A 23371-nucleotide genomic window follows, 5' to 3' on the forward strand; every position below is an offset into this window, starting at 1 on the left:
CTGTTTGTCAAACGTTTGGTCCCCGGCAGGACCACCGGAGGCATGGTCTTTCATCTATGCCCACAATTTGGAGATAAAAATATGAGTTCATTTGAACCAAAAATAATTACCTTTCTCTGCAACTGGTGCAGTTACGGTGCCGCCGACCTGGCGGGTGTGAGCCGTTTTCAATATCCCCCCCACATGCGGGTGATCCGCGTTCCCTGCTCGGGTCGCATCTCTCCCAAAATGGTCCTGGCCGCCCTTCGAAAAGGAGCCGACGGAGTCTGGATCTCCGGGTGCCATCCCGGAGACTGCCACTACATCGAAGGCAACTACTACGCCCGACGCAAGTTCACCCTGCTTAAAGAGATCCTGGAATTCAACGGCATCGAACCGGGACGCCTCCATTTCTCGTGGATCTCCTCCGCCGAAGGGGTGAAGTTTGCCGAGGTGGCCAACCGGGTGATCGATGAGGTCAAGCAGCTCGGCCCAGCCAGGGTGTTTATCAAGAAAAGCCCGGAGGAGAGCGCCGCATGAACCGATACACAGAAACCATCCAGACCCTGGCCGCAAAACTCCTTGAAACGGGTGACGTGAAGACGGTCCTCGGATTCAAAAGAGGAACCTTTCCCCTCACCACCGAACCCTTTCTGGCCACCACCCCAGCAGACACGGGTGAGCTTTACTGGGACGTCAACTGCCGCCTCAACCTGGCGACATACCTGAAAAAAGAGATGGGAAAAGTAGCCGTTGTGGCCAAGGGATGTGATACCCGAAACATCCTGGTGCATATCACGGAGAACCGCATCAAACGCGAAGATGTCGTAATCATCGGCGTGCCCTGTACCGGAATGATTGAGGTAAAAAAAGCCACCGAAATGGCCGGCGGAGACATTTTGTATGCCACCGAGCAGGGTGAAGAGATGATTCTCACCACCGCCGGTGAAGAGATTCGAGTGCCCAAGGCCCAGCTGCTGCGCCAGAACTGCGCCCTCTGCGCTCACCCCAACCCCGTGATTTACGACATGCTCGTGGCCGACCCCGTGCCCGTGCAGACTGGCATGGACAGGTACGCAGACATCCGGGAGATCGACGCGAAAACCAGCGACGCCAAATGGGCCTTTTTTGACGAGGCCTTTTCAGCATGCACCCGTTGCTACGCATGCAGAAATGCCTGCCCATTGTGCTACTGCCCCACCTGCTTCGTGGATGAATCTCGCCCCCAATGGGTCGGCAAAGGCACCGATCCCGTCGACGTGCGCACCTATCATATGCTCCGGGCCATCCACTGTGCCGGTCGCTGCACCGAATGCGGCGCATGCGAATCGGCCTGTCCCATGGACGTCCCGGTACGCCTGCTGACCCGTAAAATGGAAAAAACCGTGGGTGACCGATGGGGCCTTGAAGCGGGCCTTACCCTCGATGCACGCCCGGCACAGGACATCTTCTGCCTGGACGACCCGGAAGAGTTTATCCTGTAGGGACAAAAACACGGCCTCCGAATTAAAAGAGCACAAGGGGGGCCTTTTTTAAACCCATCACCGGGACACAGGGTGCCCCGGACGCGATAGAGGATCATACCCATGACCATTTTAACCATCGACAGAACAAGCTGGAACGCCGGGCTGGACCGCGCGCGGGGTGATTACACCCTCGTGGGTTCGGCGTGGGACGCAGACTGCCTGGGCTTCAGAGAGCTGGCCCCGGACGAGTACCCGAACATGGAGGGCCTTCTCACTCGTCTCTCTCCCAAAGGGGTGGTGTTCCCCCCCTCCCAGATCATGATGACCTGCGCATTAAAACCGGGCGATGTGAAGCAAAATATCTATGTATCGGAGGAGAAACTCCCCTCGCCCCGAGCCGTCATCGGCATTCGCCCCTGTGATGCCAAAGCCCTCTCCCTGATGCCTCTGAACTTCGACACCGGGGAGACCAAGGATCCCTACGTGCTCAACGCGTGGGAATCCTGCACCTGGATCGGCCTGGCCGTGACAGAGCCTCTGGCCAGCGATTTTTCCACGAGTTGTGGCACAGGTCCCTTTGACGAGTCTCCCCTGGATGTCCTTCTTGTGGACGACGGTGAACGCTATCTCGCCAAGGTGATCACCGACAAAGGAACAGCCTGGGCCCGCTCCGCCGGATTTGAAACAGAAGCCGAAGAAGGGGCCGAAGCGCTCATCAAAACCAAAAAAGAGGCGGCGGAAAGAGCCATCACCTCAGCCATTTCCTTTGACCGCATCAAAGAGAAGACCGTCCTGGAGCTTTATGAGGCCAATCACTGGCAAAAAACCACCTTTGCCTGTCTCAATTGCGGTGCCTGCACCTTTGCCTGTCCCACCTGCTGGTGCTTCGACATCCAAGACGAAGTGTACGAAGGAAAAAGTTACCGCATGAGAAACTGGGACTCCTGCATGACCTCCCTGTTTACCCAGCACGGCTCAGGACACAACCCCCGCGAAACGCCCCTGCAGCGGACCCGCCAGCGATTCATGCACAAGCTCAAGTATTTTCAGGACAAATACGAGACCGGCATTATGTGTGTGGGGTGCGGAAGATGCATTGAGCAGTGCCCTGCGGGCATCGACATCCGAGAGGTTTGCAAAACCATGAACAGCCAGGCATAAGGGACCCCAACCATGCAGAATCCATACGTACCCTATCCGGTCCGCATCGATGCCATCGATGTGGCCACCGAGGACAAAAGCCTCAAAACCTTTCGGTTCAGCTTCCTCGACCCGGAAGACGAAAAGAAATTCAACTACCAGGCCGGACAGTTCGCCGAACTCTCCGTCCCCGGCCAGGGAGAAATCCCCATCGGCATCGCCTCCTCGCCGACGGAAAAGGGGTTTCTCATGTTCACCGTGTTCAAAACAGGCAAGGTGACAAATTGGCTCCACGAAATGCAGCCAGGCGACATCATGGGCATCCGAGGCCCCCTGGGCAAGGGATACCCGTGGGATACCCTTGTGGGCAAAAACATCCTCATCGTCGGCGGCGGATTTGCTTTTACCACCCTGCGTTCCTCCATCAAGATGATACTGGAGCCCGAAAACCGCTCCAAATTCGGCACCCTTGACGTGGTGTACGGCGCACGGACCCCGGGCATGCTGCTCTATACAGACGAACTCACGGCCTGGGAGAAACGTGACGACATCCACATGCACATCACCGTAGATGGAACCGATGACCCCGCCTGGAACTACCACACCGGGTTTGTCCCTGCCCTGACGGAGAAGGTGGCCCCGGCCGCTTCTGACGACACCTACGCCATCGTCTGCGGGCCTCCGGTAATGATCAAGTTCACCCTGCCGGTGCTCGAAAAACTCGGTTACAGCCACGACCACATCATCATGAGCCTGGAAAACCGAATGAAATGCGGCATCGGCATGTGCGGTCGCTGCAACATCGGCACGGAGCGGGTCTGCATGGATGGACCGGTCTTTACCCTGGCTGAGATCAATCTAACACCCAGTGAATTTTAGTCTGTTTATCAGTATTTTATAAGCCAATGTGCATGCAATGATTTAATAAAAAAGGGCCGCGCAGCCATGCGGCCCACACGGCATGTATTCCCTGCCCCAGGGCAACCCAAAAAAGGAAATAAAAAATGTTTACCGTCACTGAAACAGCCCGGAAAGAAATCGCCCGTTACTTTGAAAACCGTCCTGCGGCCCCTATTCGTCTCTTTCTGAACTCAGGGGGATGCGGCGGCCCCCAGCTGGCCATGGCCATTGATGAAAAAAAAGAGAGCGATACCCTCTTCACTCTGGACGGCATGGACTACGTCGTCGATACCGAGTTCCTCAATCAGGCCCAGCCTCTGGTGGTGGATTTCAAAGAGATCGGTTTTAAAATCAGCTCCAGCCTGAAGCTTGAAAGTGGGTGTTCCTCCTGCGGCAGCCACGGCTCCTGCTGCTCATAAACACTGTCCTGTCCGAGCCGGGCGGTGGCGGGTCACGGCTTACGCCGTTATCCGCTCCCCCCGGTGACGACACCCATCCCCGACCTCGGAGACAGTCCATGATTCGATTCATTCACCTCACCCATCGATTTGAGAAACAGCTGAGTGCCATGCGCCGGTCACACAAGATGGCTGTTGCCGCGAGCCGCAAAGCCGAGCTCATCATCCAACGCTTGTTGGAAAATGGACATCCCCCCCTGCACGAGGCCGGGAAACTCAGCAATCGCGGGGAGTCCCGTATCCAAAATGCCGTGAAGTTCGACATCGGAAAAGGGTATCGCATGCTTGGCGTCAAAGAAGAGACCCACCTCTACCTGCTCTTCGTTGGCCCCCACGATGCCTGCTCCGTCTGGATTGAGAACAATCGTAATCTGGATAACCCGGCGGATCTGAAGCGAATCAGAACCCTGAAGACGGCTTTTACGTCCACCCCCAAGGGAGTCTTGCCCCCCACACCCTCCGAACCTGACTACGACGACTTGCTCCTCTCCCGTATCACTGAAAAAGATCTGCTCTTTATCTTTCGGGGGCTAAGGGCAGGCTCCGGGCAGCAACAATCATAGCCCGGCTCGCCCGAAGGGTGAGAAAAGCGAATAGATAACCGTGAATTACATTTTGTACTTTTGAAATAACTGAATTTTCCGAAATAACCTATTGAAATAACGGTTTATTGTTTTGGGTTGATCGTTTTCTCATAAAATATCCGGGATAGGGTCTTTTTTCCATCCCCCTCATGGCTCAGCGGGTGCCCCCATCCCCAAGTCCCTCTCCCCCTTGCACCTCTTTTCCTCGACAGTCCCACCAGCCCATGGTATCACTCTCACCTTCAGCCTTGACGCTAACGTTAACCCTTGAATTGCAGGACTGTCCCATGCCGTCTCGTTCCGAAACCGTCACCGGCCTTTTGGTTGCCATGCAGGCCTTTCTCATCTGGGGGCTTTCCCCCCTTTACTGGAACCATATCTCCCATATTCCAGCCTTTGAGACCCTCATGCATCGTGTGGTGTGGTCCCTTGTCTTTCTTGTCCCTATCCTGGTGTTCCAAAAAAAGATGCGGGCTTTTTATGATGCCCTCACCCATCTGCGCACTCTGGCGGTCTTGACTCTCACCACCTGCCTGGTGGGGACCAACTGGTTTATCTTTATCTGGTCTATCAACCACGGCCATGTCATGCAGACCAGCCTGGGCTACTACATCAACCCCCTGGTCACCGTCTTTCTCGGGATGATTTTTTTAAAGGAACGACTCACGGGGAAACAAAAAGCCGCCGTGCTGATCGCGGGCACGGGTGTCCTGTGGCTTACCCTCGATTATGGAACCTTGCCCTGGGTCTCCCTGGCTCTGGCTTTCAGTTTTGCCTTTTACAGCCTGATACGAAAAGTGGTGGACGTGGGGCCCCTGGTCGGGCTGACCCTTGAGACCCTGCTCCTGTCCATCCCTGCGGTGGCGTATCTGGGCACCCTCGAGGCCAGGGGGCACGGCGCCTTCCTTCACATGAGCGTCTCCACAGACCTGCTGCTGATGGGGACCGCGCTGATCACGGCCCTTCCCCTGCTCCTCTTTAACCTGGGAGCCAAAGCCCTGCCCCTTTCCACCCTCGGGTTTATCCAGTACCTGGCCCCCACCTGCACCTTTCTTCTGGCTGTCTTCTATTTTGACGAGCCCCTGGACCCCTCTCTGATCCGAACCTTCGTTCTGATCTGGACCGCCCTGGCCCTGGTCACCTGGGATTCTATCGTCCGTTTCCGAACCCACAATGAGACCCTTTCCACCCCGGAGTCAACGTAGCCTCTCTCGCTTAAAAAAAAACGGGGACCCGGCCTGGCCGGATCCCCGCTTTTCAGGAGGAAAAACACACCGCCCCACGTCGTTGGGACGGCTCTTCTCTGCCGCTGTTTAGAACTGCGGTTCCATCACGTCTCCCGTGTAAGCCCCAATCAAAATCGTCAGGTCTCCAGAGGTAAAGTGATAGTAAGGCTCCTTCACTTCGGGATGCAGCGCCCAGTAAAGGTCACAGGAGGCCCCTTGCAGATTAAAGCCGGGGGGCAACTTTTTGGCGGCATCAATGGCACTGATCATGCGATTGACATCAATGGGCCGCATGCCGATGGGGAGGGGAATTTTATCGTGCTGCAGCACCCCGCCGTAACGCCAGGTTTCCGCCCAGGGCTCGGGATCGGGGACCACAGGGATAACCTTCATCATCACCTGAACCCAGTCGTAGGGAGGTTGGGAGACATGACTGTCCTTGGCTGACAGAAGCTGGACGTTCACCCCGGTCTCCCCAAACTGTTCAAATGTTTTTCGAATATCCTCATCAAATCGTTTGGCATCCATACACGGCACTCCTTTAAATGTAGAGGGTAGGATGGAGGGGCCGGATCAGGTGCGGGTGAGAACAGACGGGATACGGACGGAGAGATCCGTTTCGGGGGAAAGATAAGGAGACGGGAGGAAAGTCAAAAGGCCCTTTTCCAATGATTGTAAACGTTCAATCAATTTCCTGAATTCTATCACACAGCACCCCTGCCCACAAGATATGTTGAGACGGGGTGCGTTCAGGCCCCAAAAAAAGACAAAAAAAAGCCGAAGCATTCGCTTCGGCTTTTTTTAAAATGGTGGGTCGTACGGGGCTCGAACCTGTGACTCTCTGCTTAAAAGGCAGATACTCTACCAACTGAGTTAACGACCCGGGGGTGGTAGGCGAAACAGGGCTCGAACCTGTGACTTCAACCTTGTAAGGGTTGCACTCTACCAACTGAGTTATTCGCCCCCAATCTGGGGTGGCGCTTAAAAACGCCTATGTCTTGCTGACTAAAGTCAGCTTGTCTTCTGGTGGGTCGTACTGGGCTCGAACCAGTGACTCTCTGCTTAAAAGGCAGATACTCTACCAACTGAGTTAACGACCCAAGGGGGGTGGTGGGCGAAACAGGACTTGAACCTGTGACTTCAACCGTGTGAGGATTGCACTCTACCAACTGAGTTATCCGCCCCCAATCTGGGATACGCTTCAAAAGCGCTGACTTCTACCGACAATGTCGGCTTAAAAAATGGTGGGTCGTACTGGGCTCGAACCAGTGACTCTCTGCTTAAAAGGCAGATACTCTACCAACTGAGTTAACGACCCGGGGGTGGTAGGCGAAACAGGGCTCGAACCTGTGACTTCAACCTTGTAAGGGTTGCACTCTACCAACTGAGTTATTCACCCGAAGAACGAGGAAACTTTTACAGGACCATGCCATGCATGTCAACACCTGAAAGCCATATTTTTCGATGCTCTCAGACGTGATGAATTATGGCACCGGAATATCTCCCGATATTGTATCACCCTTTTTAATCGGTTGATCATTGAAAGTGGGATCTCACCGGTTACCTGGTCGTTTGTTCCACCGAGCCGCTCTCAACACCCGTCGGCGACACTCGCCCCTCGGGAGAGAACCCGAAGAGGGCTGACTCACCCTCCCCGTGTCGCGCCCAGCATGGCCGTAAAGTCGGCACCGAAACGGTAAAGGGGGCCAGGGACTATACGCCGCATCCAGTACAGAATTTTGGTGCGGACGCCGGGAACGATCAGAAAGCGCCCCTGTTCAATGCCCTTGATCAATTTATCGGCGGCCACCTCCACGGAAAGGACCCCTCCAAAATTCTTCAGAGCACGAGTCTCCTTAGGGATAGTGGCCTTTTCCTTCTCCAGCAGTGGGGTGTCCACCTCTGAGGGACAAAAGAGGCTCACCTGAATCCCAAAACGTGCCAGCTCATACCGCAACACCTCGGCGAACCCCATGACAGCAAATTTCGAGGTGCTGTAAGCCGAATACCCAAAAACGGGGATAAACCCGGCCGATGAGGCGACCAGAACGAGAGCCCCCTTGTTTTTTTTAAGCCACGGTACGGTGGCCGCGGCAACGTTGCGGCTCCCGGAAACATTGATGGCCATCACCTGATCGAAGGCCGCGGCATCAATCTTCTCAAAGTGGTCCACCGCCCCCACCCCGGCACAATTCACCACCACATCCGGGGCACCAAAACGGTCCACTGTTTCATTTATTTTAAGCTCTACATCATTCCACTGCGAGACATCCATGGAAAGGGAGAAAACCTCCGGCTGATCCGACCGTAACCGGAACGCCTCGGCCACAGCCGTCAGCGCCTGTTCACCCCGGGCAAAAAGCGCCACCCGCGCTCCCTTGTCTAAAAGCTGTTTTGCCGACTCCAGACCGATTCCGCTGGACCCGCCCGTCACGTAAACCGTAATGCCCTTCCAATCCATCGTCGCCTCCTGAGATAAGCTTGTCCAGTATGATCACCCTGAGCGTCCCGTAATAAAACAATGGCCCTTATTTCTCCGATAAAGGTCTTGCGTCACTGACACGCCTGCATCCCTTCACACAACCTCAAGACCACGCTCTATAAAGAGAGTGGACAGCCTCTTCACCTCGGCAGGATCCATAAAATGATGCATGAGCTCATCGCGAGCCTGGGAATTGCTGGATCCAAGCCTCAAGGCCTTCTCGTGCCAGAGAGGATTGTAGGCCAGCACCTGCACCCGCCTGCCCCCCCGATCCTGCAAAAATTCGGCGATGGCGACGAGGTTCTCCTCGGTGGTTGTAATCCCGGGAATTAAAGGAACCCGGGGCAAAAAGTCCAGCGTGCCGTTCTGGCTGAGAACCAGAAAGTTCTCCAGGTTTTCGAGAATTCGTGTATTGGTAACCCCGCAATAGCGCCTGTGCGCATCGGGATCCATCAATTTTATGTCGCAGTAAATCGTATCCACATAAGACAGGAGGGTGGATTCAAAGACAGGCCAGGCGAAGTGCCCGCAGGTTTGAAGAAGGGTGTGGAGGCCCTCGGCTTTGAATCGCTTTAAAAGCGCCCCACAAAACGTGGGATTAAAGGTCGGCTCTCCCCCGGAGAGGGTCACGCCCCCGCCCGACGCCTCGAAAAAAGGTCGATCCCTCATCACCTTCGCCACAACCGCCTCAAGGGCCATCACCTGCCCCACCGGCTCCAGGGCCATCGAGGGACAGACCTCAGTGCATGCCATGCAGAGGCTGCATCGATTGCGCTTCGGACCGAATGGATGGCCCGGCACCAAGGCACCGGTTTCGCACACCGCGCTGCATTCACCACAGCCAATGCATTTCCCTGCGTCAAAGGAGAGCTCCATGGCGCTGCTTATGCTTTCCGGGTTATGGCACCAGACGCAGGAGAGCGGGCACCCTTTAATAAAGACGACCGTCCGAATACCTGGGCCATCCTCCAAAGAGTTGCCCTTGATCTCCAGAATCAAGGGATCAACTGGAGATGAGACGCCTGTATCAGGGTTCATGGCGCCCTGCGGCAATCGTCAGAAATTTTTTCAGGGTCAACGCCTGCTGATTGAGCCTTGGATGACAACATGGATCACCGTAACCGCGTTTGCAAAAAGGGTCAATCCTTAGCCCGGATATTTCATGAGAAAACGACCACACCAAAACAATAATACGTTATTACAGCATTTTACCAAGAAAAATATAGACATTTCAAAAGTAGAAAATGTAATCCACGATATTCTGTCTGATTTTCTCACCCTTCGGGCGAGCCGGGTGCACTCATCTGCCGCGTTATCAGTGCTTTGAGGTAAACCACGACATCGGCAGCTCTGATGCCTTGCATATAAGCGCACCCGACTCGTGAAATATCCGGGATACAAGCCATTCTTATCTAAAAAATTCAACAATATACTTCCCGGCGGTCCCGAGAAGAACCAGACAAAGCATCCATTTCAAAAAACGCTCCGGCACGAATTTCTGGCATCTGGCCCCCAGATAAATCCCCGCGATCCCGCCGATCCCGAAAAGAAGCCCCAGCGTCCAGTCGGGAGCCACACTCATGGCAGGAAAAAAGGGAGCCATGCCCTGGTAGAAAAACACACCGGTCACAGAGGTGACAAAGGTGCCCATAAGGGTCGCCCCGGCGATGGTGTAGATGGGAAGCCCATAAAAAGAGACAAAAAAGGGGGCAATGATGGCCCCCCCACCGATACCGTAGATGCCACCGATAATGCCCACGATAAAACTCATCAAGGAGATCCCCGGCACCGAAAAGCGATGGGTCTTTCCGCGGAAAGTGTAGGCCATCTCTTTCAAATTCCAGAAGAGGACCTTTGTCTGAAAATCATCGTCTTCGCCATGGGCCGGAGCCGGGGCCACCTCTTTGCCTCGCACCAGCCCCCGAATCATGCGTCCCCCGATGTACAGGAGCACCAGGCCGACAAATAACTTGAAATGGCGTGGATCCGGCAGATACAAGACGCGAACCAGGGCTCCAATGATCACGCCGGGCAAGGTGCCGATCACCACAACCAGGGTCAGGGGCCACACCATGCGCCCTTCTTTGACAAAGCGCCAGACCCCGGCAGGAATCGCGACAATATTAAAAAGTTGATTGGTCGCACTGACAGAAGGATGAACGTACCCCAGCACCGACATTTGAAAAGGGAGCAACAGAAAGGCACCGGAGAGACCGGCCATGGAGGCTATAAAAGAGACACCAAAGGCGACGAGGGGGGGGATCCAGAGAGCGACTTCAATACCAGCTGTTTCGAACAACATGGCCATCTCCTTTGCAAAAAGTAAATGCAATGGGTCCTGTGTCGTAAAAAAACTAACCCGGATATTTCACGAAGGGTGAGAAAATCGGACAGAAAACCGAAAATAACATTTTGTATTATTCAAAAATCTAATATTCTCGCCGTAACACTCTGTGATAAAACCGTATTTCTTTTTGCATTGCGGTTTCTCATGAAATGTCCGGGCTAACACGTTTTTTATACTTTACATGTCATACGATGCACGGCTTTTCCATGGATGTCAACCTGAATTCCTTGGTTTTTAATGCATCTATCGCTATAATGCGCTCCATGAAAACACAGACACACGCACCCACCAACCCCTCGTCCATCCTCTCCCCGTCCGAAGCGAGCCGGTACCTTGACCCCGTGCAGCTGGCCGCCCTGGAAGGGGCCTTCCGGGACTGGGTCAAAACCGCGCGACGCGCCGACACCCGAGAGTCCCGGAAGCGGATCTTCTGCATTTTTCTGCTGATTCGTTATAGCGGTGCGCGGCTGGGAGAAATTCTGGGCATCGCCTCCCGGGAGCAGCTGGATTTGACCGGCCACACCATTCGTGTCGGCAACGATGCCTCGGGTTATCGCGAAGTACAGATCCCTCCCCACGGTTGCCTTGAGATCCAGGAGACCCTGCCTCCCTCTGAAACCGAACCCTTCCACGTGGACGCCGGCCATGTCCGGAGAAAATTTTACGAACGGGCCGAGGTCTGCGGCCTGGACAAAGCCATGGGAAGCCCCAACGTGATTCGCCGATCGCGGGCCGTGGAGCTGCTTCGCAGCAACCTGCCCCTTCCCGTGGTCCAAAAAATGCTCGGTCACAGCACGGCCGGTCTCACCGCCGGCTGGCTTGATTTCTCCGATCAGGACATGCGACGCGTGGTGGAACAGGTCACCCAGCGGGAAAGCAACATCAAAACCAGCGCCAGAAACAGTTTTGTGGGCAAGGTCACCTGCATTCTCGCAGGGGATATCCAGTCTGTGGTCACCCTTGCCACCCTGGGCGGTTACACACTCACGGCCATCATCACCAACGAAAGCGCTGACCGCCTGTCCTTGCAGCCCGGCACCCTTCTCACCGCCGAGGTCAAGGCTCCCTGGGTGATGATCGCGGCCGGAAGCACCCTGCCTGCCACCAGCTGCGCCAATGCCCTGAAAGGCACCGTGATCCGCATTCTCAGCGGAAAAAGTACCACGGAGCTGATCCTCTCTCTCTCCGATGGCACCGAGGTGTGCGCCCTGATGACCCGGCCCAGCGAGGAGGCCCTGGCCCTTGGCAAAGGCGACGAAGCCTGGGCACTGATCGATGCTTTTTCTGTCATTCTCCGCCTTCAGGAATAGACGCGGTGCTCGAAGAATTTTCTAAAGGGGCCATTTCGGCCAGACGTGGCGAAAAGAGAGACCCGATGACCGGAGGGTTAAGGCCGGGACGTGGAGACTGCGGCTGCGCCTTTCATCAAAAGGGTGAAGCGCCACGCAACATGTGATATAAATACTTTTTTAAACAGAAAAGCAGGCCTCTTCTTAACTAAAAACGCACACGACCGGTTCCCTCATCCGGTCCCTTGGATTTGACATAATGGAGTGTAACGTGACCCTGAACCCCAAAAAAGAGATCCTCTATGTAGGCGACCCCATGTGCGCCTGGTGTTTCGGTTTTGCACCGGTCCTTGATGCGCTGATGGATCAGTTTGCAGGCACCGTGCCCTTTCGGTTTATTATGGGAGGACTCCGGGTGGAGGATCCCCTTCTCATCACCGAGGCCTTCAAACCGGTGTTACTAAAAAACTGGCGGGGCGTTACCCAAACCACCGGACAGGCCATCAGCACCCATCTGCTTTCCGACGCATCAGACTTTCACTACGACTCCAGGCCGGCAAGCCAGGCCTTTGTCGCCGTCAGACGTCTGGACGAAACTCTGGCGCTGCCCTACTACCAAGCTCTTCACCACGCATTTTATATGGAAATGAAAGATATCACGCAGCCAGAGATTCTGGGCCATCTGGCCGAAGAGGTGGGGCTGAACCGATCGGTGGTGTTAGATCTCATGACCACCGAATCCGTTCGGTTGGAGACCCAGGCCGACTTTGAGCTGGCCGCGGCCTGCAATGCCCAGGCCTTTCCCGCCCTGGTACTCAAAGAGGGAGAGACCGCCTCCATTCTCAATCAGGGATACAAGCCCCTGAATATACTCCAGAGGCATATCGCCGACTGGATACACGGCACGCTTCGCACCGACGAAATCACTCCGGCGCTCCTCATTTTCGGGCGAGCCTCGTAAACCGGTAAGAACAAATTACGCAGGCAGTTTCTGCCGGTATAAAAAAGCACCGACGAAATAACCCCGGCACTCCTCATTTTCGGGCGCGCCTCGTGACCCGGTAAAAAACGCTCACCCCGTCGACTTCTCCCTGCGTAAAAAGGCCCCGACGATCGCCTCAAACAGGGTGACTCCCGGCTCAATCAGCGCATCCGGAAAATCATAGTCGGCGTTGTGAAGCTGAGGCCCGTCCCCTGCCCCAAGCCCCACCATCACCCCGGGATAACGCCGGGTAAACCAGCCGAAATCTTCACTCCAGCGCATGGGTTCGGAGAGAGGGGCCACATCAAGCCCGGCTTTCGTGGCCGCCCCGGCAACCATCGCCGCCATCTCCCGGTCCACGGGGGTGGCTGGAAACTCATCGCTCAAAACGACCTCGCATCCGACCCCCAAAGACGCTGCTCTCTCGGTCAATGTCTTTTTTATCCGGGTCATCCGGTAATCAAGGAAGGCGTCCGCTTCGGCCCGCAGAGTCAACTGCACCCGAGCCTCACCCGGGCTCACACCAAACCCAGGGGTCCCCACCTGCAGATGGGTGACCGTGGCCATAAAAAAAGGGCCACCCGGCTCTTGCCCCAACAGGGCCTCATCCCCCAGAAGCGCCTGAAGCATCGGCAAGGGAGAGCGTCCGTGTTCCGGCCAGGCCGCATGACTCGGAGTCCCCGTCAGCCGGATATCCAGGCCCAGGGAGGCACAGGCAAAGAGCCGTTCTGGCACGCAGACCTGCCCCAGGGGATACCCCGGCAGGTTGTGAAGCGAAAACACCCGGTCCGGCAGAAAGCCCTGAAACCGTGGGTCCTGAATCACGGCATCGGCACCGGTTCCGATCTCCTCTGCCGGTTGAAAGAGCAGCACCACCCGCCCGGAATCCGGCGGACGAACCGATAGCGCCCCGGCCAACCCGCAGAGGATGGCCATGTGCCCGTCATGCCCGCAGGCGTGTGAAAAGCCGGTATGATTCGAAGCATAAGAGCGCCCTGTCGCCTCCGTCACGGGCACCCCATCGAGGTCGGCCCGGAAAAGCAGGGTCTCTCCAGGGGTGGACCCTTCAAAAATCACGGCGAGGCCATGCCCGCCAAGTTCTGTGACCATGCCGTGATGATCACACCCGCTGAGCCATTCGGTCAGAAACGCGGCTGTTTTTATTTCATGCCCCGAGGGTTCGGGAAGTTGATGCAGATTGTGCCTCAGGCACACCCATGGATCATTCATCTTGCGCACTCCACCTTCACGTATCACATGCCATCAAGGGACACTCATTATTACCACTAAAATCAGGGCTGCGTTCTCACCGCGCGGACAAAATAAAGATTGGATTTTCTGCTGACATTGACATACCCGACGTAATAAAAATCGATGCGCCAGGCATAGTCTGGGTTGACGTCGTAGGGTGTCGCGGACCAGTACCCCGAGGACGCCGTATCGGGGAAAGCGCGTGTGTCCACAACGGGGTTGTAACTTAAGTGATGAATAATGGATTCCAGCTCTTTGGACTCGGGCAGGCGCCAGTCATCGTACCCGGCAAGGGTCAACGCCTTGCAATAGGAAACGGCCTCATCCCAGGTGAGCCCTTTGCCGTCGTTTCCGGTGTACCGCTGCCACATGAGCCCTGTGCTGGAATCACTGACAACCCCCTGCGCCGCGTCCACTTGAAGCTCTCCGAAGGCTGGGGTCTGGAGCATCACAAGGGCCAGCAACACCCCCAAAACCAGCCCGGAGAATTGCCCCAGCCGTAACGGTAAACCTCTCGTTCTGCCATTAATCGTCATCGTTTATCTCCTTGCTGAAGTAATCCAAATAAGGACGCGCAAAAAGTCGAACCGGCTGTGTGGGCAGAAAGGACCGCCTGTCACCCCATGCTCTGTCATCGATGATCCATTTTTTGTGCTATCCGTGTCGAAGGGCCAGCCGCTCCAGCATGTAGGTAAAACCAACCCCCAGATAAAACAGAGACTCCGCGTCCACATTGTCAATGGCGGTGCTGTCGTAGAAAACATTCAAGGAAGAATCCAGCCCATCCTGATCGTCCCAGTAGCAGACCATCATGGGGACCGTGGGGAAAAAACGCAGCACCACGGAAATATCCGATTGAAACTGCGCAGCCACGGCCTTGGCGTCAAACAGATGCACCAGGTCATCAAACAGACCGGCGCTGGAATCGGCCAGGCGTTTCATATTCACTTCGCATCGGCGATGAAACAAGTTGTACTGTTCACGACCTCCGGGAATATCCCGATAGGAGATCCACTCCTCTTTTGGCTGGGTCCCCTTTCCACGGAGCACATGATTCAAAAAAGGAACCCCCAGATAAGGATTCACATGGAGATCTGTATGAAAATGACCGTCATGGCTCACTCCAAAGTCCTTACCCAACACCTTAAGAACCAAGGTGTCCCCGGAAACCCGCCCCCCGATACGCTGGGCGGCCTCGGCAAAATCGCACGAGGCCATCTCTTCCTTCAGTCTGGAAAAAAAGATATCCCCGTTGTCTCCCGTCTCCCCGGCGCCACAATTAAACAGCGCCTTGGTGGCTTCATCCACCCGGGGACAGGCCTCAATGGGTTTGGCCCCGGTAAACACGGCGCCAGCAAAGGCGAGACAGCTCTTTTCGCCGCACTCCCGGCAGTTGGATTTTTCCAGATGCTTAAATATCTCCATGGCATTTTTAGGACGGGACACAGGACACCTCCGGTTTGTGGGTAGGCCGACAAAAAGATTCCGGCTCAAAAGGGGCGGCCCCAAAAAAGAGACCCCCTTCACTCATAGCCCAAAGGTGCGCAGGATTAAAACAAAAAATGCCCCGGAGTTAAAGTGACCGATTGACAACCCCTGTCGTTCCCTGGTCCGGCTTGCGATTCACGACTATCGTTTTATGATGCGCTTCAATCACCTGTATGGCAAGGAAGCGCCCTGACACGGTCCCTCTTCCCCTTGGGTTGAATGAAAGGGGCTCCAGCAAACCGACCCTCCACCCGCCCTCGTCTCCGTCTTACAGCCGGTCGTCACGGTTAACGCTGGCCACCGGACAAGAGGAGCGAAGAACGACCTGCTCCACGGTGCTTCCCATGCCCGCGTCCTCATCCACACGTTTGCCATGGTGGGCCATGACAATCAGATCCCCTTTGTGCTCCCGGGTAAATTTCAGAATTTCGACAGAAGGTGTCCCTTCCCAGGCATCCACGACGATATTGACGAAATCACCGGCTTTGGACAGGTAGCGCTCCCTGATCTTCTCCCGGACCTCCTCCAGGCGTTTTTCTACGCTCGACGGATCCTCTAAGGTCCCCGCATCCATCCCTTCAATGTCAAGGGCATGAAAGATAAAGAGCCGGGCACCGGTTTCCATGGCGGCTTTCAAGGCAAAGGCAAATGCTGCATCCGACGCCTTGGAGAGATCGGTGCCGAAGATAATATTCTCGAAATACCAGAAACAGGTGGTGCAGGGTCGGCTGACAATGAGAACCGGCGCTTTGGAGCTCTTGGACACCTTCTGCATGGTATTGCCCACCCCATTTCGAAACCGCAAGGCCCCGGCTTCATCCATGGGGGTGTGCACTCCCATGACGATCAGATCGCTCTCAAGCGTCCGGGCCATACGCAGAATCTCCGTGGGAGGGACCCCGGATCTTAAGAGCACGTCACATTCGGAGACTTTCCCCATATGGGGTTTGCAACCCGTCATAATTTCAGCTGAAAGCGACTGTTCGTAATCCACATCGGCGTTCGCGTTCCGGCCAGGCCGAAAGGCCTTTACTTCGGTACTGAAACCATGGGAGGGGAGCCCGTAAACATGGAGCACTTTTATATCTGCGTCATACTTTCCGGCCAGGTTAAAGGCGACCTTGGCTGCTTCGTCGCATTCGGGGGATGCCGTGGTGGCAAAGAGGATTTTTTTAAACATGGATGCCTGCCTGTCTGAAGTATCAATCACATGACCCCCGGCGGTTCATCCCCCGGACATCACCTATCGTCTAAAGAGCAGCCCCAGAAACGGCATTTGCCGCACTGAGTTTTGTCCATAAAAAAAAATTGAGGGCCCACATCGGGGAATCCAGCACATCGAAAAAGGAGCGATCGCAGATCCCATGGGGTATGTCACCCTGGGCGTTGAATCAAAGCGAGCCTTCGATGGTTATATCTTCTTTCTCTAAGACAGATAACACGCCCTGACGACGACTTGTCAAGCACTCAGCCCAAGGACCTGTTTCGTCAAGGATCAAAAGGTCTGACCGGCCCCTTAAAAAAATGGCAGACAGTACGTCCTGAGCATAAAAAAAGGGGCCGTCAAGCCTTTATCTGGCATCAAGCCCCTTCGGAGACAGGATGATGGGCGGGCAAAGCCCCGCCAATCACCCTTTTTTTCTACTCAGCGCTGAGCTTCAGGTGATCAGGAACCACGACCATCTTGATGAGAATCGGCTTTAAAAAGGACCACCGAATTCCAATTTTGTAGACCTCCTCCAAATCCCGAAGGGCGTCCCAGCAGTTATGACAGGGCGAAATAACCAGCTTGGCACCGGTTTCAAGAATCTGGTCCCGTTTGACTTTCAGGCCGATATTTCGCTCTTGCCGATACCGGCCGATTCCGTTCAAGCCGCCGCCGCCGCCACAACAGTAGTTATGCTCGCGGTTGGGTTTCATCTCACGGAAGTCCTCGGCAATCTGGCTCATGATATAACGCGCGTCATCAGCTAATCCCGCGTTTCGGATGTAGTTGCAGGAGTCCTGAAAGGTGACGGGTTCCTTAATTCTTTTGGCCGGATCGATCTTGAGTTTTCCAGTACGCAGGGCTTCGGCCACCCACTCCACATAATGCAGGCTATCCACCGGGGGTTTCCCCGATTTGATGCCCGCCCAGTAAGGCCCTTCGGTAACCGTGGCCCGGTAGGCGTGTCCGCATTCGGTCACCACCATACGCTTGGGCTTGAGGCGCTCGATGGCTGAATACACGGATTTTACCTGCAATTTTGCCGCCTCCCAGTCCCCGGCAAACATGGCGAGGCTGGTCTCTTCCCACCCTTCCGAAGGCACCGTCCAGTTCTCCCCTGCCAGATGAAAAAGAATGGCGGCATCGGCCAGGTCTTCCGGGTAATGCTTGGCCTCACGGGCGTTCACCGTATAGATAATATCGGCGTTCTCTTTATCAACGGGGATCTTAAGGCCCGGCCACTCCTCTTCGGTCTCCTCTTCCATCCACTCACAGGTGTCGACCCAATCCTCGGTAGTGATGTCCATTTGGGCGCGATAGACCCGATGCATGCCGGACCCGATCTTCATCTCCCACGGCACAAACCCCTGGGAAAAAAGGATGCCTCGCAGGTAACTGAACATGACCCCCGTATCGATACCCATGGGGCAATACATCGTACATCGGTTGCAACAGGTGCACTGGGCCCAGGCCACGTCCATGCAGTGCATCATAAACTGGGTGTCCACCTCCCCTTTCCGACGGACCAACTCCCCCAGGGTCGATTGGATTTTATACGAAGGAACCTGCTTGGGGTCCTTGTCGTTGGCGATATAGAGAAAGCAGGAATCCGCGCAGAGCCCGCACCGCATACAGGAGTTCAGCCAGGTTTTCAGCCTCGATTTCAACGTCCTCTTAAGCAGATCTTTCAAGGCGGGCACGTCCACCTCAAGGCTCTCCATCTCTTTGTAATACTGGATGCCGCCCTTATCCCCTAAAATTTCCTTCAGTTTATCTTTGGTTTCCACGGGTATTCTGTTGCATAATTTGCCTTGCTGCATGGTCTCGTTTCCTTCATTACATGATCATCATTTTTTCTATTACCAGGGGAATCCAGAAGATTTCACTCCGCCGCGCTTGATCCCAAAATCCATACCGATCTGAATGCGTGAACAGAAAAAAAGCACGATATGAGACAGTTTGGTAAAAGGGACAGCCACGAGAAACAGCTCACCGGACAGGATATGCGCGATCGTCCAGAAGGTCACATCACCGATCTGATGATAGGCCATGAAGGCTGTCGCAAAAGGTGCCACAGAGAGAAAAAGGACCCCAATGTCTCGGGGGGTCGTGAGATTCCGTACCTCGGGAACCAGCATGCGACGAAGCAACAGGCCACAAGCGGCGACGAGCACGCCTGCGGTAAGGACATCGGCCACAACATCGGGCATAGCCGGCATGTAGATGCCCCATCGGTATTTCAAGATAACCGAATGGGCAGATAAAAAAAGAGGGGTCACCACGGCGCCCACATGAAAGAGATAAAAAATCAGGGTGTACACAGGATTCTGCCGCCAGCAACGCGTCCCGAAAGGGACCAGCCAAAGTCCGATGGAGCGCAAGGCAGCTTTGACGCCGGAGACGATATTTGTATTGTAAGCGATTCGGTCCAGTTGGAAGTCAAGACCCCTGATATAAAGGGCCACATGAACAAAGCAACCGATAAAAAAGATGCTGAAGGAGAGCCACAAAAGCGGCCCGGTGATAAATTGATACATGGTTTTTCCTTTTTCACTATCCGATAAGAAGACGGCAACCCATGGAAAACGTTGATTTTCGTCTCTTCATGACATGGAAGGGTTACGGATTACCGGTCCTGAAAGGAGCATGGCATCCGGTGCAATCATCCACGTCACCGGCTCCCATTTCATCGTGACACCCGATACAGCTTCGATCCGCATTTCGGGTGTGCATGGCCGCATAAAGCGAGATCCCACCGCCCTGACTGGAGTCGCCATCGGTATGGCACTCGGAGCAGCGGGTGTCAGGTTCTTTGTGGTGACAGACGTCGCACGAAATATCAGCCATTTCATGGAGATCATGATCGAAGAGAACCTCACCTCCTCGGGCGACGTCCTTAGAGGGATTTAAATCGGCCAAAGACTGGGCAGGCAATGCATGGCAGGCCTTACAGCTTAAGGGTCCACTCGGTTTTTTATGGTTACGGTCGACTAAATGGCAGGTAATACACAAATCATGGGACACATTGTCAGACGACAACCCAGGACTCATGCTATCCCCCGACTTTTCGGAGTCATCGCCATTCAGCAAGTCATGGCATGCCCGACAATCAAGGGTCGCTTTTTCTGTGTGGGTAAAATGAAGAGAATCGTCGAAATCAATGGCATAGGAAGACGAGGTGGGTACGGCCTTGTCTCTGACATGACATCCTCCGCAGATCTGAGGACCTGTGGGCTGTTTCGTGGCCACGCCTTCAGCATGGCAACGGATACATTCGGTATGGTACAGGTCCCTGATCTCGTTGCCGGAAAGCCCCTTACGGCCTTTAAAGGCAAAAGATATCCCGGAACCGTCCCCTGATCTTTCATCGTGACACGAGAGACAGCCTGTCTCTCCGGAATAGGCTGCATGCCGATCGTGTGGAAACAGAACCGGTGGACGTTCACGTTCTCCATACGGCAACATTGCATCAATGGCGATGACATCTCCCCCCAGACCTTGACCGCCATTGTCTTTTGAATTCGCAAGACAGAGGCTGAAAAAGAAAAGAACCAGGAGAATGGCCAGGGCTGCCCCGACTCGTATACGCATAACTGCTCCTTACTGAACCCTCAAATTAACAGAAAACAATGGCTATATCCGTACCGGGTCGTGTCGACACCGACGTAAATACCGCACGCAAATATCCCTAAAGTGAATTCAGGATACTTTCTCTTTGAATTCCTGCCATATGAAAGCCGACACCTTGGTGTGTAAAGTGCAGTCTATCAGGGGTGTGGAACAATAACTAGCTCCACCACAGGCAATAATGCCTGTTATGTGTTACACATTTTACTAAATAGAAACTCCAAGCCCACTGCGAATGAGCAGCTGTATTTTACCATGAGCCATCACATTGTCAAATATTTTTTAACAACGCCCTTGGAGAAAGGTCTGAGGATTCCGCCATAGTTGCTCACAATTTCAAGTACTTGACTTTTTTTTGTTGCCCCGATACCTGAACCCTATGTCTATCGTATAGATCCAAGGGGCCTGTTCGCCCTTTTAACGACATTCCTAAATACAGCTTTCCAAACGCTAAGGTGAATTACAAGGCCAGAATTCCACAAAAAAAAATCGGCAGACGATGTTTCCGCCTGCCGATCTTACACTGTGCTACCCCGCATTTGCCTTCTTTAAATTCAAAAGGCCGCGGTAAATAAAGGCCTGCTCAAGCCCAAAACGGTCCCCTCTCACAAACGCAGAAAATCAACCATGATGACATGTCACCGGCAAGACGCCCCACAACATGTGGATTGAACCAATAGTGCTTCCCGAAGCTCTTATTCTTCCAGATGCTGCAAGTGGTCAGGCACCACGGCCATCTTAACGAGATAAGGCTTGAGAAATGACCAGCGGATCCCAATTTTATACACCTCTTCCAGGTCACGAATGGCATCCCAGCAATTGTGGCAGGGGGTAATCACCAGCTTTGCTCCCGTGGCAAGAATCTGGTCCCGCTTGACGATCATGCCGGTGTTTCGCTCTTTCCGGTAGCGCCCGATGCCGTTTAAGCCCCCGCCCCCGCCACAGCAGAAGTTATGTTCACGGTTGGGGGTCATCTCCCTGAAATCCTCTGCAATCATGCTCATGATATACCGTGCGTCATTGGCCAGGCCTGCGTTACGAATGTAGTTACAGGAATCATGATACGTCACGGGTTCCTTGATTCTTTTGGCAGGGTCGATCTTCAGCTTGCCCGTCCGCAGGGCCTCTGCCACCCACTCCACATAATGCAGGGTCTCCACTGGAGGTTTTCCATCTTTAATGCCGGCCCAGTAGGGCCCTTCGATGACGGTGGCCCGATACGCGTGCCCGCATTCGGTCACGACCATCCGCTTGGGCTTGAGCCGATCGATGGCCGAATAAACGGACTTCACCTGCATTTTAGCCGCCTCCCAGTCTCCAGCAAACATGGCAAGGCTGGTCTCTTCCCACCCTTCGGAGGGGACTGTCCATTTCTCACCTGCCAAGTGAAACAAAATGGCGGCGTCGGCGAGATCTCCCGGGTAATGCTTGGGCTCACGGGCATTGACCGTGTAAATAATGTCTGCGTCCTCCTGGTCAATGGGAATCTTCAGACCCGGCCACTCTTCCTCGGTCTCCTCTTCCATCCACTCACAGGTATCCACCCAGTCCTCTGTGGTGATGTCCATCTGGGCACGGTACACACGGTGCATCCCCGATCCGATCTTCATTTCCCACGGAACAAAGCCCTGGGAATAAAGCAGCCCGCGGAGGTAACTGAACATCACGCCCATATCGATCCCCATGGGACAATACAGGGTGCATCGATTGCAACAGGTGCACTGCCCCCAGGCCACATCCATGCAATGGATCATAAACGGGGTATCCACCTCGCCTTTTCGGCGAACCATCTCGCCCAGGGTGGATTGAATTTTATATGAAGGGACCTGCTTGGGGTCCTTATCGTTAGCAAGATAGAAAAAGCAGGAGTCGGCGCAGAGGCCGCATCCCTGACAGGTATTCAGCCAGGTCTTCAGCCTTGATTTAAGGGTCCTCTTCAGTTCAGCCTTCAAGGCGGGAACATTGACTTCAAGAGATTCCATCTCTTTGTAATAGGCAGCTCCCCCCTTGTCTGTCATGAACTCCTGAAGTCCCTCTTTCGTGTCAATGGACTTCCTGTTGCAAAATATTCCTTCGGGCATTGTCTCGTATCCTTCTGTCATCATGTTCCATACAAATCGCCACCAGCGAGGTGGGGGCACCCCGAGCCTTTTCAAGCGGCCTGTTTGCTGACGGGTGCGTCATAGCCTGCAGGGTGTTGGCTGCCTTGATTTAAACAGGCATACCAACGGATTTCATCCCGCCCCTCTTGGTGCCGAAATCTATACCAATCTGAACTCGGGAACAGAAAAAAAGGACAAGGTGAGAAAGCTTGGTAAAGGGAATCGCCACCAACAGCAGCTCACCGGATAAGATGTGGGCCAGGGTCCAGTAGGTGCTGTCCCCTACCTGGTGGTAGGCCATACACCCGGTGACAAAAGGAGCGACGGCGATAAAAAGAGCCCCGAGCTCCCGGTCCGTGGTAAGAATGCGAACTTCAGGAAGAATAAAACGACGAATCACCACGCCCACAGCGGCCACGATAACCCCGACGGTCAACCAATCGGCCACCACGTCAGGAAGGGTCGGAACAGAGATCCCCCAGCGGGATTCCAAAATAACGGCATGGGCCGACAAAAACAGAGGCGCAATCACCGCGCCTATATGGAAAAGATAAAACATGAGCGTATAAACGGGCTTGACACGCCAGCTGCGCGTGCCGAAGGGCACCATCCAGGAAATGAGGGACCACAGGGCGCCCCGGATAGCCCAACCGATATGAGTGGTATAGGAAACCCTGTCCAGTGCCTCGTCAAGGTCTTTGATATAGAGCACCACATGCGTGAAGCACCCGACGAAGAAAATAGTGAAAGAGAGCCACAATAGCGGCCCGGTAATAAACTGATACATGGTGATGCCTCCATTTCAATCCGAAAGAGAATACAGCGCCCCAAAAATCGAGGCGA

At 54.6% G+C, this 23371-nt stretch carries 22 protein-coding genes and 6 tRNA genes; 9 read left to right on the top strand and 19 right to left on the bottom strand.

Translation table 11 applies throughout. From position 1 onward, the window contains the following. Nucleotides 1-81: 81 nt before the first annotated feature. The 7 genes from Q1Q75_RS09985 (at nt 82) to rarD (ending at nt 5732) form a co-directional block, all read left to right on the top strand. The gene (locus Q1Q75_RS09985; RefSeq protein WP_300669952.1) at nt 82-519 is read left to right on the top strand and encodes a hydrogenase iron-sulfur subunit; all 438 of its coding nucleotides are present in this window, start codon (nt 82-84) and stop codon (nt 517-519) included. After that, complete coding sequence (locus tag Q1Q75_RS09990) at nt 516-1463, top strand: 4Fe-4S dicluster domain-containing protein (protein ID WP_300669954.1); 948 nt, start codon at nt 516-518, stop codon at nt 1461-1463. The genes Q1Q75_RS09985 and Q1Q75_RS09990 overlap by 4 nt, the downstream gene beginning before the upstream one ends. A 102-nt stretch (nt 1464-1565) precedes the next feature. Continuing rightward, entirely contained in the window at nt 1566-2606 is a 1041-nt protein-coding gene (locus Q1Q75_RS09995; RefSeq protein ID WP_300669956.1) for a 4Fe-4S dicluster domain-containing protein, read from the top strand. A 12-nt stretch (nt 2607-2618) separates the two neighbouring features. Beyond that, nucleotides 2619-3464, top strand: a complete 846-nt coding sequence (locus Q1Q75_RS10000; protein WP_300669958.1) for an FAD/NAD(P)-binding protein — start codon at nt 2619-2621, stop codon at nt 3462-3464. A 125-nt stretch (nt 3465-3589) separates the two neighbouring features. Continuing rightward, nucleotides 3590-3904 carry an IscA/HesB family protein gene (locus tag Q1Q75_RS10005; protein ID WP_300669960.1) on the top strand — a complete coding sequence of 105 codons (315 nt, stop codon included), beginning with the start codon at nt 3590-3592 and terminating at the stop codon, nt 3902-3904. A 98-nt stretch (nt 3905-4002) separates the two neighbouring features. Next, the gene (locus Q1Q75_RS10010) at nt 4003-4506 is read left to right on the top strand and encodes a hypothetical protein (RefSeq protein WP_300669962.1); all 504 of its coding nucleotides are present in this window, start codon (nt 4003-4005) and stop codon (nt 4504-4506) included. Between the two features lie 308 nt (nt 4507-4814). Beyond that, nucleotides 4815-5732: an EamA family transporter RarD gene (gene rarD, locus Q1Q75_RS10015; RefSeq protein WP_300669964.1), complete on the top strand. Its 918-nt coding sequence runs from the start codon at nt 4815-4817 to the stop codon at nt 5730-5732. A gap of 108 nt (nt 5733-5840) precedes the next feature. Here rarD and Q1Q75_RS10020 read toward each other — a convergent pair whose 3' ends face one another. From Q1Q75_RS10020 to Q1Q75_RS10065, 10 genes are all read right to left on the bottom strand, one after another. Continuing rightward, nucleotides 5841-6281 (bottom strand): hypothetical protein, encoded by a 441-nt coding sequence (locus Q1Q75_RS10020; RefSeq protein ID WP_300669966.1) that lies wholly within the window; start codon nt 6279-6281, stop codon nt 5841-5843. 279 nt (nt 6282-6560) lie between these two features. Beyond that, a tRNA-Lys gene (locus tag Q1Q75_RS10025) sits at nt 6561-6636 on the bottom strand. A 5-nt stretch (nt 6637-6641) separates the two neighbouring features. Then, nucleotides 6642-6717, bottom strand: a tRNA-Val gene (locus Q1Q75_RS10030). 60 nt (nt 6718-6777) lie between these two features. Then, nucleotides 6778-6853 (bottom strand) — tRNA-Lys (locus tag Q1Q75_RS10035). A gap of 8 nt (nt 6854-6861) precedes the next feature. Next, a tRNA-Val gene (locus tag Q1Q75_RS10040) sits at nt 6862-6937 on the bottom strand. Between the two features lie 58 nt (nt 6938-6995). Beyond that, nucleotides 6996-7071 (bottom strand) — tRNA-Lys (locus Q1Q75_RS10045). Nucleotides 7072-7076: 5 nt separating this feature from the next. Next, nucleotides 7077-7152, bottom strand: a tRNA-Val gene (locus Q1Q75_RS10050). A 246-nt stretch (nt 7153-7398) separates the two neighbouring features. After that, on the bottom strand, nt 7399-8214 hold the full coding sequence (locus tag Q1Q75_RS10055; RefSeq protein ID WP_300669967.1) for an SDR family NAD(P)-dependent oxidoreductase: 816 nt from the start codon (nt 8212-8214) through the stop codon (nt 7399-7401). Between the two features lie 114 nt (nt 8215-8328). Then, nucleotides 8329-9273 (bottom strand): glycyl-radical enzyme activating protein, encoded by a 945-nt coding sequence (locus Q1Q75_RS10060; protein ID WP_300669968.1) that lies wholly within the window; start codon nt 9271-9273, stop codon nt 8329-8331. Between the two features lie 370 nt (nt 9274-9643). After that, nucleotides 9644-10537 carry a sulfite exporter TauE/SafE family protein gene (locus tag Q1Q75_RS10065; RefSeq protein ID WP_300669969.1) on the bottom strand — a complete coding sequence of 298 codons (894 nt, stop codon included), beginning with the start codon at nt 10535-10537 and terminating at the stop codon, nt 9644-9646. Between the two features lie 308 nt (nt 10538-10845). Between Q1Q75_RS10065 and Q1Q75_RS10070 the strand changes: the two genes are divergently transcribed. Further along, entirely contained in the window at nt 10846-11892 is a 1047-nt protein-coding gene (locus tag Q1Q75_RS10070) for a TOBE domain-containing protein (protein WP_300669971.1), read from the top strand. 250 nt (nt 11893-12142) lie between these two features. Further along, on the top strand, nt 12143-12832 hold the full coding sequence (locus Q1Q75_RS10075; RefSeq protein ID WP_300669973.1) for a DsbA family protein: 690 nt from the start codon (nt 12143-12145) through the stop codon (nt 12830-12832). Nucleotides 12833-12943: 111 nt separating this feature from the next. On the opposite strand, the gene Q1Q75_RS10080 is transcribed toward Q1Q75_RS10075, so the two are convergent. The 9 genes from Q1Q75_RS10080 to hmcE (Q1Q75_RS10120) all read right to left on the bottom strand — a co-directional run bounded on the left by Q1Q75_RS10080 (nt 12944) and on the right by hmcE (Q1Q75_RS10120) (nt 23315). Then, nucleotides 12944-14083 (bottom strand): amidohydrolase, encoded by a 1140-nt coding sequence (locus Q1Q75_RS10080; protein ID WP_300669975.1) that lies wholly within the window; start codon nt 14081-14083, stop codon nt 12944-12946. A gap of 62 nt (nt 14084-14145) precedes the next feature. Further along, nucleotides 14146-14640, bottom strand: a complete 495-nt coding sequence (locus Q1Q75_RS10085) for a DUF1566 domain-containing protein (RefSeq protein WP_300669977.1) — start codon at nt 14638-14640, stop codon at nt 14146-14148. A gap of 118 nt (nt 14641-14758) precedes the next feature. Continuing rightward, nucleotides 14759-15550 (bottom strand): DUF3786 domain-containing protein, encoded by a 792-nt coding sequence (locus tag Q1Q75_RS10090; protein WP_300669979.1) that lies wholly within the window; start codon nt 15548-15550, stop codon nt 14759-14761. Nucleotides 15551-15860: 310 nt separating this feature from the next. After that, nucleotides 15861-16772 (bottom strand): universal stress protein, encoded by a 912-nt coding sequence (locus Q1Q75_RS10095; protein WP_300669981.1) that lies wholly within the window; start codon nt 16770-16772, stop codon nt 15861-15863. 461 nt (nt 16773-17233) lie between these two features. Beyond that, complete coding sequence (gene hmcF, locus Q1Q75_RS10100; protein WP_300669983.1) at nt 17234-18619, bottom strand: sulfate respiration complex iron-sulfur protein HmcF; 1386 nt, start codon at nt 18617-18619, stop codon at nt 17234-17236. 39 nt (nt 18620-18658) lie between these two features. After that, nucleotides 18659-19336 carry a sulfate respiration complex protein HmcE gene (gene hmcE / locus Q1Q75_RS10105; protein WP_300669985.1) on the bottom strand — a complete coding sequence of 226 codons (678 nt, stop codon included), beginning with the start codon at nt 19334-19336 and terminating at the stop codon, nt 18659-18661. An 82-nt stretch (nt 19337-19418) separates the two neighbouring features. Next, complete coding sequence (locus tag Q1Q75_RS10110; RefSeq protein ID WP_300669987.1) at nt 19419-20390, bottom strand: cytochrome c3 family protein; 972 nt, start codon at nt 20388-20390, stop codon at nt 19419-19421. A gap of 731 nt (nt 20391-21121) precedes the next feature. Beyond that, nucleotides 21122-22507, bottom strand: a complete 1386-nt coding sequence (gene hmcF / locus Q1Q75_RS10115; protein WP_300669989.1) for a sulfate respiration complex iron-sulfur protein HmcF — start codon at nt 22505-22507, stop codon at nt 21122-21124. Between the two features lie 130 nt (nt 22508-22637). After that, nucleotides 22638-23315: a sulfate respiration complex protein HmcE gene (gene hmcE / locus Q1Q75_RS10120; protein ID WP_300669991.1), complete on the bottom strand. Its 678-nt coding sequence runs from the start codon at nt 23313-23315 to the stop codon at nt 22638-22640. Nucleotides 23316-23371: the final 56 nt, after the last annotated feature.

The sequence above is a fragment of the Desulfoluna sp. genome (assembly GCF_030145185.1).
Classification (GTDB): domain Bacteria; phylum Desulfobacterota; class Desulfobacteria; order Desulfobacterales; family Desulfolunaceae; genus Desulfoluna.

Bases quoted from the DNA above. Each gene is read 5' to 3' on its own strand.
- Q1Q75_RS09990 (WP_300669954.1), top strand. From the start codon at position 516: ATGAACCGATACACAGAAACCATCCAGACCCTGGCCGCAAAACTCCTT.
- hmcE (WP_300669985.1), bottom strand. From the start codon at position 19,336: ATGTATCAATTTATCACCGGGCCGCTTTTGTGGCTCTCCTTCAGCATC.
- Q1Q75_RS10110 (WP_300669987.1), bottom strand. From the start codon at position 20,390: ATGCGTATACGAGTCGGGGCAGCCCTGGCCATTCTCCTGGTTCTTTTC.
- hmcF (WP_300669983.1), bottom strand. From the start codon at position 18,619: ATGCAGCAAGGCAAATTATGCAACAGAATACCCGTGGAAACCAAAGAT.
- Q1Q75_RS10065 (WP_300669969.1), bottom strand. From the start codon at position 10,537: ATGTTGTTCGAAACAGCTGGTATTGAAGTCGCTCTCTGGATCCCCCCC.
- Q1Q75_RS10000 (WP_300669958.1), top strand. From the start codon at position 2,619: ATGCAGAATCCATACGTACCCTATCCGGTCCGCATCGATGCCATCGAT.
- rarD (WP_300669964.1), top strand. From the start codon at position 4,815: ATGCCGTCTCGTTCCGAAACCGTCACCGGCCTTTTGGTTGCCATGCAG.
- Q1Q75_RS10055 (WP_300669967.1), bottom strand. From the start codon at position 8,214: ATGGATTGGAAGGGCATTACGGTTTACGTGACGGGCGGGTCCAGCGGA.
- hmcE (WP_300669991.1), bottom strand. From the start codon at position 23,315: ATGTATCAGTTTATTACCGGGCCGCTATTGTGGCTCTCTTTCACTATT.
- Q1Q75_RS10060 (WP_300669968.1), bottom strand. From the start codon at position 9,273: ATGAACCCTGATACAGGCGTCTCATCTCCAGTTGATCCCTTGATTCTG.
- Q1Q75_RS10020 (WP_300669966.1), bottom strand. From the start codon at position 6,281: ATGGATGCCAAACGATTTGATGAGGATATTCGAAAAACATTTGAACAG.
- Q1Q75_RS10085 (WP_300669977.1), bottom strand. From the start codon at position 14,640: ATGACGATTAATGGCAGAACGAGAGGTTTACCGTTACGGCTGGGGCAA.
- Q1Q75_RS10095 (WP_300669981.1), bottom strand. From the start codon at position 16,772: ATGTTTAAAAAAATCCTCTTTGCCACCACGGCATCCCCCGAATGCGAC.
- Q1Q75_RS09985 (WP_300669952.1), top strand. From the start codon at position 82: ATGAGTTCATTTGAACCAAAAATAATTACCTTTCTCTGCAACTGGTGC.
- Q1Q75_RS10070 (WP_300669971.1), top strand. From the start codon at position 10,846: ATGAAAACACAGACACACGCACCCACCAACCCCTCGTCCATCCTCTCC.
- hmcF (WP_300669989.1), bottom strand. From the start codon at position 22,507: ATGCCCGAAGGAATATTTTGCAACAGGAAGTCCATTGACACGAAAGAG.
- Q1Q75_RS10080 (WP_300669975.1), bottom strand. From the start codon at position 14,083: ATGAATGATCCATGGGTGTGCCTGAGGCACAATCTGCATCAACTTCCC.
- Q1Q75_RS09995 (WP_300669956.1), top strand. From the start codon at position 1,566: ATGACCATTTTAACCATCGACAGAACAAGCTGGAACGCCGGGCTGGAC.
- Q1Q75_RS10010 (WP_300669962.1), top strand. From the start codon at position 4,003: ATGATTCGATTCATTCACCTCACCCATCGATTTGAGAAACAGCTGAGT.
- Q1Q75_RS10005 (WP_300669960.1), top strand. From the start codon at position 3,590: ATGTTTACCGTCACTGAAACAGCCCGGAAAGAAATCGCCCGTTACTTT.